General features: G+C 60.4%; 12 protein-coding genes. 7 read left to right on the top strand and 5 right to left on the bottom strand.

The window, feature by feature from the left end:
- Positions 1 to 146 precede the first annotated feature (146 nt).
- Together miaA and LAN64_05205 are read right to left on the bottom strand one after the other, a co-directional pair.
- The gene (miaA, locus tag LAN64_05210; protein MBZ5567236.1) at positions 147 to 1,076 is read right to left on the bottom strand and encodes a tRNA (adenosine(37)-N6)-dimethylallyltransferase MiaA; all 930 of its coding nucleotides are present in this window, start codon (positions 1,074 to 1,076) and stop codon (positions 147 to 149) included.
- Positions 1,077 to 1,220 (bottom strand): hypothetical protein, encoded by a 144-nt coding sequence (locus LAN64_05205; GenBank protein ID MBZ5567235.1) that lies wholly within the window; start codon positions 1,218 to 1,220, stop codon positions 1,077 to 1,079.
- Positions 1,221 to 1,330: 110 nt separating this feature from the next.
- Between LAN64_05205 and LAN64_05200 the strand changes: the two genes are divergently transcribed.
- The 3 genes from LAN64_05200 to LAN64_05190 all read left to right on the top strand — a co-directional run bounded on the left by LAN64_05200 (position 1,331) and on the right by LAN64_05190 (position 3,220).
- Entirely contained in the window at positions 1,331 to 2,194 is an 864-nt protein-coding gene (locus tag LAN64_05200) for a winged helix-turn-helix domain-containing protein (protein ID MBZ5567234.1), read from the top strand.
- Between the two features lie 104 nt (positions 2,195 to 2,298).
- On the top strand, positions 2,299 to 2,658 hold the full coding sequence (locus tag LAN64_05195; GenBank protein ID MBZ5567233.1) for a YbjQ family protein: 360 nt from the start codon (positions 2,299 to 2,301) through the stop codon (positions 2,656 to 2,658).
- Positions 2,659 to 2,695: 37 nt separating this feature from the next.
- A complete protein-coding gene (locus LAN64_05190) occupies positions 2,696 to 3,220 on the top strand; it encodes a dihydrofolate reductase family protein (protein MBZ5567232.1) in 525 nt (174 codons plus the stop codon).
- Between the two features lie 50 nt (positions 3,221 to 3,270).
- Here LAN64_05190 and LAN64_05185 read toward each other — a convergent pair whose 3' ends face one another.
- The gene (locus tag LAN64_05185; GenBank protein ID MBZ5567231.1) at positions 3,271 to 3,447 is read right to left on the bottom strand and encodes a hypothetical protein; all 177 of its coding nucleotides are present in this window, start codon (positions 3,445 to 3,447) and stop codon (positions 3,271 to 3,273) included.
- A 169-nt stretch (positions 3,448 to 3,616) separates the two neighbouring features.
- On the opposite strand from LAN64_05185, the gene LAN64_05180 reads away from it, so the two are divergent.
- Positions 3,617 to 6,265: a protein kinase gene (locus LAN64_05180; protein MBZ5567230.1), complete on the top strand. Its 2,649-nt coding sequence runs from the start codon at positions 3,617 to 3,619 to the stop codon at positions 6,263 to 6,265.
- Between the two features lie 115 nt (positions 6,266 to 6,380).
- Here LAN64_05180 and LAN64_05175 read toward each other — a convergent pair whose 3' ends face one another.
- Positions 6,381 to 6,770, bottom strand: coding sequence for a hypothetical protein (locus LAN64_05175; GenBank protein MBZ5567229.1), 390 nt, complete (start codon positions 6,768 to 6,770; stop codon positions 6,381 to 6,383).
- Positions 6,771 to 7,795: 1,025 nt separating this feature from the next.
- Here LAN64_05175 and LAN64_05170 point away from each other — a divergent pair.
- Positions 7,796 to 9,343, top strand: a complete 1,548-nt coding sequence (locus tag LAN64_05170) for a hypothetical protein (GenBank protein MBZ5567228.1) — start codon at positions 7,796 to 7,798, stop codon at positions 9,341 to 9,343.
- 210 nt (positions 9,344 to 9,553) lie between these two features.
- Here LAN64_05170 and LAN64_05165 read toward each other — a convergent pair whose 3' ends face one another.
- Positions 9,554 to 10,114 carry a DinB family protein gene (locus LAN64_05165; protein ID MBZ5567227.1) on the bottom strand — a complete coding sequence of 187 codons (561 nt, stop codon included), beginning with the start codon at positions 10,112 to 10,114 and terminating at the stop codon, positions 9,554 to 9,556.
- Between the two features lie 299 nt (positions 10,115 to 10,413).
- Here LAN64_05165 and LAN64_05160 point away from each other — a divergent pair, with 299 nt between their 5' ends.
- Entirely contained in the window at positions 10,414 to 11,328 is a 915-nt protein-coding gene (locus LAN64_05160) for a hypothetical protein (protein ID MBZ5567226.1), read from the top strand.
- A 109-nt stretch (positions 11,329 to 11,437) separates the two neighbouring features.
- Positions 11,438 to 11,824: a hypothetical protein gene (locus LAN64_05155; protein MBZ5567225.1), complete on the top strand. Its 387-nt coding sequence runs from the start codon at positions 11,438 to 11,440 to the stop codon at positions 11,822 to 11,824.
- Positions 11,825 to 11,879 lie beyond the last annotated feature (55 nt).

Genomic DNA, 11,879 nt, shown 5'->3' with positions numbered 1-11,879 from the left:
CGTACGCCACCAAAATCCTCCGCCGCAGATCGTCGGAAAAGGCTCGTGCCATCAGCTGTATTCGCAGAGACCGCCAGCACCAGCAGCTTACGTCCAAACACTCATTCGCGGGTATATCTACTCGGGAACCGCTCTAGATTGCAAAATCACCCAATTATCAACTTCTTCGAGACTTCGTCGATCGCGCGCTCCTGCACGCTCCGCTCATCGCCGAAGCCGTTCAGCCACTGCACCTCCGGTTCTCGCCGGAACCATGTCATCTGCCGCTTGGCGTAGTTGCGGTGCGCCTGCTGCGCCGCCCAAATGGCCACCTTGAGGTCAATTTCGCCGCTCAGGTACTGCGCCGCCTGCTTGTAGCCGAGCGACGACAGCGCCCACGCGCCGGGATACTTCTCGATCAAAGCTCTGGTCTCCTCGACCAGGCCGTTGTCGAACATGCGCTGCGCGCGCTCGTTGATGCGCGTGTAGAGCGCGTTGCGGTCGGGATCGAGGCCGAGGCGGAGAATGCGAAAGCCTTGCAGCGGATCGCGACCCCTCTTCCACAGCTCGCTCATCGGCTCGCGCGCAGTCATGCAGACCTCGATGGCGCGAATCACCTTGGGCGTGTCGTTGGGGTGAATGTTGCCCGCCGCCGTGGGATCGAGACGCTTCAGGATGCGGTGCAGCCACTCCGCGCCGCACTGCTCAAGGCGCGCGCGCAGCCGCTGGCGCAATTCTTCCGAGCGCTCCGGGCCGGGGAACAATCCTTCCAGCAGCGCACGCAAATAAAGTCCGCTGCCGCCCACCACAATGGGCATGCGCCCGCGTTGCTTGATGTCGGCGAGCACCTCGCGGGCGTGGCGGGCGTACTCGCCGGCGGTCATGTATTGGTTGGGATCTACAGCGTCGAACAGGTGATGCGGCGCGCGCACGCGTTCTTCCGGTGAGGGCTTGGCGCTGCCGATGTTGAAGTCGCGATAGATAGCGACCGAGTCGCAACTGACGATCTCGCCGCCGAAGCGCTCCGCCAGCGCCAGGGAGAGCGCGGTTTTGCCGCTGCCCGTGGGGCCTAGCACGGCGACCAGCAACGGATCCATTCAGCGCGCGCTCCAGTGAATGATTCCGCCCCAGCGCGCCAGGATCATGATGGCGAGCATGACCGCAATCACAATCAGGCCGATGGTTTCGGCGCTCAGGACTCGGCTTTTTGGCTCGTCCGCCACGTCCGACATTGTAGCCATTTACTGATTTGCTGATTGGGTGATTTGCCGATTCGAAGTCGGCGGCGTTGGGAATCGGCAAATCAGCAAATCGGCGAATCTCCCAATCGCGATAAACTACGCGTTCCCACATGCCTCCCGCCGCCAACGCCCGCCTGTATCGCTTCGGCATCTACCAAGCGGACCTGCGTTCCGGCGAGCTGCGCAAGAACGGCGCCAAGCTGAAGCTCCAGGAGCAACCTTTTCAGGTCCTTGCCATGCTGTTGGAGCGGCCGGGCGAGGTGGTGACTCGCGAGGAGTTGCGCCAGCGCCTGTGGCTGGCGGACACCTTTGTCGACTTCGATCACAGCCTGAACACCGCCATGAACAAGCTGCGCGACGCGCTCGGCGACTCGGCGGCGAACCCGCGCTTCATCGAGACGCTGGCCAAACGCGGCTATCGCTTCATCGCTCCGGTGCAGGCCACTGCGGCACCCGACGAAGCGGCTGACTCAACCCAGCGCCCTCCAAACGCTCCTCCCACCGCCGAAGAATGTGCGGTGGCGGTGGCGCGTTCGGAATCCGCCGCCGGCGCCGCGGAAGCCGAATTGCCGAAAATTGACCGCACGGTCGGCCGCAGCCTGTTTGCGCTGCTCCAGATCATGTACTTGTCCTTCTACATCGCAAGCCTGGCCAAGCTGCACCATATCGGGCGGATTGCCGAGCGCGCCATCCCCGCCTTGGACTGGCTGCTGGTAATCGTGGTGATTATCGGCGCCGTGCTCGGTATTCCCACCCGGCTGTACCTGCTCACCGCGGTGCTGTTCGACGTTCGCACACTGGGCGCGAACTTCCGCCGCCTGTTCCCGTTCCTGTTCGTGCTCGATGAACTGTGGGCCCTGGCGCCGTTTCTGCTGGTAGATTACATCGGGTTCGGGCTGGCGTTCGCGGCCACGGCGGCTTTGCTGTACGTGCCGTTTTCGCAGCGCACGCTGATACGGATGACGTACGAATGACTACAGTAGCTCGTAGTTCGCAGCTGGTAGCTCGGCCCCACTACCAACTGCCAAGTGCCGGCTGCCACGCATGTTTCGCCGTTCCGCAATTCACGGAGGAAGTTATGGCAACTACCGCTCGCTCCACCGGCCACGTACTGCACAACATGGTGACCACGGCGTTCGAGCTCGACGGCTACCGTATCGTCCGCAATCTCGGGGTGGTGCGCGGCATCATCGTGCGCTCGCGCTCGGTGCTGGGAACCATTGGTGCCGGCTTGCAGACCCTGATCGGCGGCAACATCACGCTGCTCACCGAGCTGTGCGAAAAAACCCGCAGCGAGTCTTTCGAGGTCATGCTTCAGCACGCCGGCGAACTGGGCGCCAACGCCATCATCGGCGCGCGCTACGACGCCACCGAGATCATGCAGGGCGTCACCGAAGTGCTGGCCTACGGCACGGCGGTGGTGGTCGAAAAGCAGTAGCCGATTGAAGTTAGGCGGCCACGGTGAGGAGTCTACGATGATGATATCTGTCTTTATCGGCACCAGCCTCGACGGCTTCATTGCGCGACCCAACGGCGATCTCGATTTCCTGCCGCCGGGCGGCGGCGAACCCCACGGCTACGACGAGTTTATGGCAAGCGTCGATGCGATCGTGATCGGCCGCAACACCTTCGAGAAGGTTCTGACCATGGGGGCTTGGCCATATGGTGACAAGCGTGTAGTGGTTCTCAGTAGTCGCCCCGTCGACTTGTCCGCGGCCGTCGGAGGCGTTGTCGAGCAGATGGCCGGGCCTCCGGCTGCGGTCGTTTCGCAACTCGCTGCTAGGGGCGCCCACCACCTCTATGTCGACGGTGGGATCACGATTCAACGGTTCCTTCGCGCCGGGCTCATTCAACGTCTCATGATCACTCGCGTACCCGTGCTGATTGGCGAAGGAATTCCTCTCTTCGGCGCCCTGTCGCGCGACATTCCGCTCCGTCACCTAGCGACTCGGCACTATCCCAGCGGCTTGGTTCAGAGCGAATACCAAGTTGCCGCCTAACCCGTGGCCGCACATTCGCGCCTGCCTTCGCTGGCAGCGACCCCATCCATCTACCCGATATCCAGTTCGACTCCGCCGACCCAGCCCGAAGCCAGATTGTAGATGGCCGCAGCGATCGCTGCGCCGATGCCGCCCATAATCCCGCAAATAATCGGACACAGGACGATGGCGTTTGGCCATCTTCGAGGATGGTGGCGGCCATTGCCGCCCGCTTGAAGCAGGCGCATTTCCCTTACCCTGTCGAAGTTCTCTCGTTTGCGGCAAAAGGCACGAACCTTGCGTCCCGTGCTCGGCCAGTTCCCAGGGAGGCGCGGAATCGGGGACACGGGTTTCAATTGCTCCTTTGGGGGAGGCGGCCATTCACGGTAGAATCCGCCCACTGCTCACGGAGAGGGAATGGGTCTTTCTGCTGGAACCAGGCTTGGTCCCTACGAGATCGTCGCGCCTCTGGGCGCGGGCGGCATGGGCGAGGTGTATCGCGCCCGCGACACGCGTCTGGACCGCACCGTGGCAATCAAGATTTTGCCTGCGGACCTTTATTCCTCTCCGGAGCGCAAGCAGCGTTTCGAGCGCGAAGCCAAAGCAATCAGTTCGCTCCAGCATCCGCACATCTGCGTTCTGCACGATATCGGCCAGCAGGACGGCGTGGACTATCTCGTCATGGAGTACCTGGAGGGCGAGTCGCTCGCCGACCGCTTGCGTAAAGGACCTCTTGCCACCGACCACCTCCTGAAGACGGGAATCGAAATCGCCGATGCCCTCGACAAGGCGCATCGCCAGGGACTGGTACATCGCGATCTCAAGCCTGGCAATGTGATGCTGACGAAAAGTGGCGCCAAGCTGCTCGACTTCGGATTGGCCAAGTCCTCTGCCCTGGCCGCAGCCGCGTCCTCCGGAGGGGTCGAGGACATCGCGACCTTGACGAGCCCGCCCCAGCCAGTCACGGCCCACGGCGTCATCATCGGCACCTTTCAGTACATGTCGCCGGAACAGGTGCAAGGCAAGGAAGCCGACGCCCGCTCCGATATCTTTTCCCTGGGCGCGCTGTTGTACGAAGCTGCGACCGGCAAGCCTGCGTTTACCGGCAAGACGCAGCTCTCGCTGATATCAGCCATCCTGGAGCGGCAACCGGAGCCGGTCACCGCGCTTAATGCAGCCTCTCCCGCGGCGCTCGACTACGTGATTCGCGCCTGCCTGGCGAAGGATCCCGCGGACCGTTTTCAAACCGCGCACGACGTCAGCCTGCAACTGAAGTGGATTGCCGGCCACAGCTCCGCCGCGCTGGAGTACCCCGGAGTCGTGCGCCGCCGCAAGCGCCTTGCACCTCTGGCTGGCTGGATGGTTGCGGCAGCGGTGTTGATTGTTCTTGCCGCAGCAATGCTTCTCCGCCGTGCACCGGCCACACGCGTCACGCGTTTTGTTCTTCCCATTCCCGCCAGGCAAGGTTTGCCCGTCGATACCGGGTCGCTTGCGATCACCGCGGACGGGACGAAGGTAGCTTACGTCGCCGCCGAGAGCGGAAAGTCGCAGTTGTACGTCCGGCCGCTCGACCAGTTCGAGTCCATCTCTATTCCCGATTCCGAGGGCGCAAGCTTCCCGTTCTTCTCCGACGATGGTCAATGGATTGCGTTTTTCGCCTACGGTCATTTGAGAAAGGCGGCGGCAAACGGCACCACCAGTCCGGCAAACGTTGTCGATCTGACTTCCTTCTTCGGAGGCGCGTGGTTGCCGGACGGCACTCTGCTGCTGGCCACACTCAACCCCCCACTGGTGACGGTGCCGGCCCAGGGTGGAATTCCGAAACCGGTACGAGTGCCCTCGAATCGCATCGATCCCGGTTCCCCTATCATGCTGCCGGGCGGCAAGTGGGTGCTGTTTACCGACGACAAGATGACCACTTTCAGCATTGTCGCGCTCCGGGCGGCCACGGGAGAGAGCCGCTTGCTGATTCCTAATGCGCTGCATGCGACCTATACGCCTGGCTACCTCATGTACTACAGCTCGGGTTCGCTGTGGGCGGCGCCGTTCGACGCCAAAACCGCGCAATTAACCGGACCTGCCGTCGTCATCGCCCAGGACGTGGCCGGACGCAACTTTTTCGCTCATTACGCCGTTTCGGCGACGGGAACGTTAGTCTATGCTCCCGGCGCCGGGATAACTGCGACGCGCAACCTGGTGTGGGTCGACCGCAAAGGCGCCGCGACCAAAATCGACGCCCCCGCGGAAGACTATATCGATCCAAGCGTCTCGCCCGACGGCAAGCACTTCGTGGTCTGTGTGCGCAATATCACCGAGCAGGCGCTTGCGGTGTACGACGTTGGCCGCGGTGTCATGATGCGCATGAGCGGCAACCACCTGCGGAACGCGGCCCCCATTTGGGGTTCCGACGGCAAGACCCTGTACTTCGATGCCAGCGGCCAGGGTGCCAAGCCGGGTATTTACCGCATGCCGGCCGATGGCAGTGCGGCGCCGGTCTTCGTCCGGGAAATGCCGTCCAACGCGCACATCACGTCAATATGGGGCGACCGGGCCAGTCTGATGCTCAACGACCCCACTACCAACACCGATCTCTGGCTGCTGAGCCTCGATGGCCGCGACTTGCAGCCGTTTCGCAAGACCTCGGCCACGGAGCGGCAAGGTTCGTTTTCGCCTGACGGGAAATACCTGGCGTATTCCTCCGACGAGAGTGGCCGTTCCGAGGTGTACGTGGAACAGGCCAGCGGCTCGGGCGCGCGCTGGCAGATTTCCACCAATGGCGGCGAGCAGCCGCGCTGGTCGCGCAAAGGAAATGAGATCTTCTATCGCAATGGGACAAAGATGATGTCAGTCACCGTGCAAGCGGCCCCCTTCTCCGCCGCCAAGCCGATTGAGCTCTTCGACGCGAACTACGACCGCGGGGGCGCCGTGCCGGGCTACGACGTCGCCCCCGACGGCCAGCACTTCCTTATGACTGCACCCGAGCGCCCCAACCCCACCGAAATCCGCGTCGTCATCGGCTGGCCCGAGGAATTGAAGCAGCAATCGTCCGCCCCCGCGCGCCCGTAGTTGCGTTCCTCCTGCACGTCGTCACCTGCTTGCGCGGGTAAAAAGCTGTTCTCATCAAGAAATCGCGGGCCCTCTTGGCCCGCGAAAACTGGCAACTGACACACCAGCGACGGTCTTACTCGGCCTTCTTCGCGCCCTTTTCGACCTCGTGGCCGACCGCCTTGGCCCCCTTCTTGACCCCGTGGCCAGTTTTCTTGGCTGCCTCTTCCGTACCCTTCCCCACATCCTTTCCAGCAGCGGCAGTCTTGTCCGCCGCTTTGTCGGTGGCGTGCGACGCCTTGTGGACAACCTTCTTGGTACCATGCGCGGTGTCCGTGGCAGCATCCTTTGTGGTGTCCGCAGTCTTTACAGCCGCTTTCTTGGTGGCGTGCGCCGTCTTTTTCGTGGCCTTCGTCGTGGCTTCTTTCGCATCCTTGGCGGTGTCCTTGACGGCTTCCTGGGCATAAACTGTTGCCACCAACGACAACAATGCCAAACCGAGCAGTGCGGCTAACGTTCGTTTCATATCGCTTCCTTTCTTCATCCAGGGCTGAAACCCGGAGCGCACATTAGAACACGTCCAGGAACGAGCAAACCGGGCCCAGTGGTGTTCGCCAAGCCCGTTCAGTTGAGACCGCCCGATGCTGCACGCAGATTGGGTTGTGACCGGAAACGGTCATGGGAAGCTGCTATCACAAGCGCTACTATTATGCTGTCCAGTAGATTGCTTCCGACTAGCGTCAACCGCCCACAATCCGAAGCGGTGTGCTGCCCTTGAGCGATTCCTTAAGAATCGTTGCCGGGGCCGCCAGGCGATCCGCACTCTTTCCACAGCTTTTCCCACGGCTAGCGCCTACCCCTTCGCCGCCAAATGAAAATAGCGCCGCGCGTGCTTCACGTCGTGCGCGATCTGCTAGCGGAGGGCTTCGATGGTGGGAAACTTCTGCTCGTCGCGGAGGCGCCTCGGGAAGCAGAGCTCGACCTCCATTTCCCTGACCGCGCAGACCGGTAAGGGCGTTCAGTGGCCGGCCTCGCAGCGGGTTACTTGTGATAACAATTCGGGGGGATCAGCGGCGGACCATCTCATTAGGCGATTTATCGACAGTTACGAGCGCCAGGGCACTTGAAAGGGCAATAGAGGGCGGGCGCGAGCCGATTTCTTCCTTCGACATTCTCCCTTAGTCCCAAAGCGAATCACCCGGCGATCAACCCCGACTCCTGCCGTACATGACGCTTAGGGCTTCAGCGCCGAAGTGAATTGATGCGGCCCAAAATGGCACGGCGTCGCTCCGTTTTTCGTTCGGAGATGCAGTTCTGGCCTTGCGAAATCGCTCACGAGAATTAACATCGGGCGTATTGAGAGCTGAACAAAGGAAATTCCAAGGTAATTCGCTTCGCCTCCTCGAAGAGTAGTTCCCACTTGCGGGACGCAGTACCCCTGAGGCGAAGGGCCCAATCTCGTCAGACCCAAGCGCGGGAGAGCAGGAGGCAAACATCCGACGCCTCCAATCGGCCTCGCGGGCCTAAACCAGATAAATGAGGAGAAATACCATGAAACGTATTGCAATTGTTGCAATTGCCCTGGGCATGGCAGTGCTGGCGGTACCGAGTGTCATGGCCAATGGTGACAACGGTCCCAACGTCGCACCCACGACCGTCGTGCTTGGAGCAGACAACCCCCTTATCGATGTTCCCGCTGTTCAATCCGCCGTCGACCAGGGCGGGACGGTCATACTGAGGGGGAAATTCGACTTCGGAGTCGATGCCGGAAACCACATCATCGTTCCCGGAAGACCCTATCCCGATCAGGACGTGAAGGGCAAGAGCACAGTGTTTATCTACCAGAAGGACGTCACGATCATAGGGGAGACTGGCAAGCATGGAGCCCTGCTCACGGTCGTCAAGAATGGCATGCCGCCTTTCTGGATTGGCTGGGACGGCGAGACTTACCGAAATCCGCCGTCTGGCACAGAGAACGTGGATTTCGGCAGGGAGACATTCCCACAGGATAGCCAAGGGAGAATCTCCTATCGCGACACCGGCGACGAGATTGGATACTTAGGATCGCAAACCAGATACGCTCGCGCTTTCCAAAACGTAAGCGCTACGATCAAGAACATCTACTTCGATTCCCCTAAGCACTACGGCGTAAAGGCCACTGCCGGACGCGACGTCATTCTCGTAGGCAATGTCTTCAGCAAGGTTCAGTTCGGTGGTCTCGTTCACATTAACAATCCCCTCGGGCCCGGGACTGGGACTTCCGGCGCCACCCACATTGCGGCCGGTTTTTTGGGGATCAGTCTGGCCTATGCTCCATTCGTGTATCCGGCGATCACCGGCAAGATCGATGCTGAGCAGAACCTAGTTGACGACGTGGGTACCGACCCTACCGTTAATACGCATTCCGGCGAATGTTTCGGGCTGGGAGCGCTCTTCACCAACGCCGCCGTCACGATTCAGCAGAACGAGATACGGAATATTGGCAGGCAGATGAATGGCTTGGGTCCAGATGTCTGGGCGTCCTCCATCGTGCTAGTTGACAACTATACGGCGTCGCCCCTCGTGGCCCAGAACATCGTCTACAACAGCTCGTTCATCGGGATTTGGGATCTTGCCGCACTGCCTCCCCCGCCTCCCGGTCCTCCCCTGTCTCCCGGTCCAAAGATCGAGGGAAACACCGTGAGCGACTGCGCTCTTACGGGCATCTGGTCCGACAGTTCCATTCTCGCTTCTATTGTCGGGCCGAGGGAGGGTGGCCTCATCGATAAGAACTCGATCTCCCAAGATAGCCTGCTAGGCAGTGGCCAGTCCTGCATTAAGGCAGATTTCTTGAGCGCGTGCTCGATCACCAGGAACTCGTTCTCAGGCACTTTCAGTGGGGGCTTGGTCCAACTCGGGAGTTCCAACAATTGCACGCTGCTCATGAACAAGGATCAGAGAAAGTCTATTCCGTCGGGTTCCCCGACGTACATTCTGGATAGGTACTCTCCCGACAGTCCGTACTCTTCCGGCAACCTGATCAAGGGATCGTCCGGGACCGCCGTCGACAACGGCACCAACAACACAATCTCCCTCCCGCCCCGGGGTGGGAAGCAGTGACGGCGCTAAGACGCGGGCCGAACTAGTTCGGCCCGCAGCCTCTCTGCACAGGTTTTCGGGTACATGGAGGATTTGTCGCTTTTCGACAGAACAGGACGTAACGGATGTTGATAACAGCGCTTCACGTAACTTACGCCCAAAGCGGCAATCCCGGCCCCGTAACATACGCTAATGCGATTTATCGCTCGTCATCACAGGGTGAGCGATTCCTTAAGAATCGTTGCCGGGGCCGCCAGGCGATCCGCACTCTTTCCACAGTTTTTCCCAATTCCAGATTCCGGAGGCCACCTCGTTCGGCAACCGGAATCCGAGCTGATGCGCGAGCATACACACCTGCCCGCGATGGTGGGCTTCGTGAGAAAGCATGTAGCACAGCATTTCCAGGCCAACCGGCCAAGGCCGAGCCCAGCCGTCTCGGCGAAACTTCTCGACGCGGCCCCCACAACCGCCGAGCGCTTCCGCGAGCATCTCCGCGCACCGAGCGGCGCTCTCGGCCAATCCCGCACGGGCCTGCTGCGGCGTGCAGTGCGCGCGGTTGAGCTGTCGTGGAACCTTCAGGTGCGGAGCGGTAAGCCTGACCCACTTGGAGCGGACATTGTGCATGTGCGTGAAGATCGCCGCAATGGTGCGGGCCTTGCCGGGCGGTTTGGCTCTCCAGGCGGTAGGGTCAAGATGTTCGATAAGAATCTGGTTCATGCGATCATTGGCGGCAAAGATCTGGACTGCGGCTCGGCCGAGTTGAGTGTGAACCTGGGGTTGGCGCGTGGTCACGGCTCCCTGCTCCTTGACCTATGATACTTCTGGGCCGTCGGCAATCCGGAAGTTGGAATGGGTCTCTCGTTAACTCCCAGGTTGCCCGCAACTCGGGAACAATGGGTAAGATGTCCGCGTGCTCGCATCGCGGCTTTGCCGAGCAATGCGGGCCAACTGATTGGCGGCTTAGTACTCTCCGAGAAAATCCCCCCCAGTCCGACCGACCTCGGCGCGGTCCGATCGTTGCGTTCGCCGCGCCAGGGGGCCTGGCCGCAGGAAAAGCCTGATGGAGCCGCGGAAGTTTAGTATACGTAAAGATGAAAGTGCAGTTCAGATACGCGGTTTTTGCAACTCTCCTGTCGGCTCTGGCTTTTGGCCAAGCGACGCCGAACTCCCAGAAAGCGTCTGATCCGGTTGCTACCACCACTGCTCCGGCAACTTCGCTGTCGGAAGATCAAATCCGCCAACTCATTCGCGAATCCGCCGACAAGGACCTGGAAAACGACAAGAAGCTGCGCGACTACACCTACGTCGAACGGCAGGAAGTGCGCCGTCTCGACGGCAAGGGCCAGGTGAAATCCACGGAGATTAAAACCTACGATGTGATGGAAGTCTACGGGGAGCAGGTGCAGAAGCTGATCTCCAAGGACGACAAGCCGCTTTCTGAGAAAGACGCTAAGAAGGAAGATGACAAGGTTCAGAAGCTGATCGACAAGCGCAAGAATGAGTCGGAAGCTGCTCGCGAGAAGCGATTGCGAAAAGAGGCAAAAGAGCGCGAGGATAGCCGGCAATTCGTCCGCGAAGTGGCCAACGCTTACAACTTCCGCTTCTTGGGCGTGGAATCCCTCGACGGGCGTGAAAACTACGTCATTGACGCCGATCCCAAAAGCGGTTACGAACCACATCTGAAAGGGGCCAAAATCCTGCCCAAGTTTCGCTTTCGTGCTTGGATCGATAAAGATGAGATCCAGTGGAGGAAGCTTGACGTGCAGTGCATCGACACGGTTTCGTTTGGACTATTCTTGCTCCGCTTGCACAAAGGCTCGCGCATCATCATTGAGCAGACTCGGGTCAATGAGGAAGTCTGGCTGCCACGGCACGTCGCTGTGGATGTCGACTTCCGCTTGGCTCTCTTAAAGAAGTTTAATTTCGATCTCGACATTACCGACCGTGACTACAAGAAATTCCGCAGCGACACCAAAATCATTCCGCTCGGAGAAGCACAACAGTAGGATCGGCTGAAATAGAAAGCTCCTCCGCATAAGAGGAAGGGGCACGCGACGGTCGCGGGTGCGGAGCGGAGGCGCCGGCCTCAATTAGGCGGCATAGGGGAGGGCATACATGAATCGAGAACGGGCGCTGAAGATCCTGTTGGTGTTGGTGGGATTGGCTCTTGTGGCTGGAATCTATCCATTGGTGACCTCTCTCTTGCATCTGCGGAACAGCCAGGTCTCGGCAGGCGACCAGATGATTCTTGGCATATATTTCCCGATCGGGGTCTTCCTGTTGTTAGCCGTCCGTGACCCGTCGGCGAATCGCAGCCTGATCGCCTGCTTTGCATGGTCAACCCTTGCTCACGATGCTGTTATGGTGGTGCAGGCATTTCAAGGTGGGAGCCAGCGCGAAGACCTGCCGCCGCTGGTTGTGATTGGCATCATCTGTGCAGCCCTGATCGTGCTGACTCCGGCAAAGCCGTCCGCTGCGCGGGCATCGACAGCCGGTACATAGGCTCGCTAACGGGTTCCAAGTGGCCGAAGACGATGTCGGGAATCGCGCCCGGTAC

The organism is Terriglobia bacterium, assembly GCA_020073185.1.
GTDB lineage: Bacteria > Acidobacteriota > Terriglobia > Terriglobales > Acidobacteriaceae > JAIQGF01.
This window is presented reverse-complemented; position numbering and strand designations above follow the sequence as displayed.

What these genes read in the sequence shown, in the direction of transcription:
- miaA (MBZ5567236.1), bottom strand. Translation starts at nt 1,076, where the DNA reads ATGGATCCGTTGCTGGTCGCCGTGCTAGGCCCCACGGGCAGCGGCAAA.
- LAN64_05205 (MBZ5567235.1), bottom strand. Translation starts at nt 1,220, where the DNA reads ATGGCTACAATGTCGGACGTGGCGGACGAGCCAAAAAGCCGAGTCCTG.
- LAN64_05200 (MBZ5567234.1), top strand. Translation starts at nt 1,331, where the DNA reads ATGCCTCCCGCCGCCAACGCCCGCCTGTATCGCTTCGGCATCTACCAA.
- LAN64_05195 (MBZ5567233.1), top strand. Translation starts at nt 2,299, where the DNA reads ATGGCAACTACCGCTCGCTCCACCGGCCACGTACTGCACAACATGGTG.
- LAN64_05190 (MBZ5567232.1), top strand. Translation starts at nt 2,696, where the DNA reads ATGATGATATCTGTCTTTATCGGCACCAGCCTCGACGGCTTCATTGCG.
- LAN64_05185 (MBZ5567231.1), bottom strand. Translation starts at nt 3,447, where the DNA reads ATGCGCCTGCTTCAAGCGGGCGGCAATGGCCGCCACCATCCTCGAAGA.
- LAN64_05180 (MBZ5567230.1), top strand. Translation starts at nt 3,617, where the DNA reads ATGGGTCTTTCTGCTGGAACCAGGCTTGGTCCCTACGAGATCGTCGCG.
- LAN64_05175 (MBZ5567229.1), bottom strand. Translation starts at nt 6,770, where the DNA reads ATGAAACGAACGTTAGCCGCACTGCTCGGTTTGGCATTGTTGTCGTTG.
- LAN64_05170 (MBZ5567228.1), top strand. Translation starts at nt 7,796, where the DNA reads ATGAAACGTATTGCAATTGTTGCAATTGCCCTGGGCATGGCAGTGCTG.
- LAN64_05160 (MBZ5567226.1), top strand. Translation starts at nt 10,414, where the DNA reads ATGAAAGTGCAGTTCAGATACGCGGTTTTTGCAACTCTCCTGTCGGCT.
- LAN64_05155 (MBZ5567225.1), top strand. Translation starts at nt 11,438, where the DNA reads ATGAATCGAGAACGGGCGCTGAAGATCCTGTTGGTGTTGGTGGGATTG.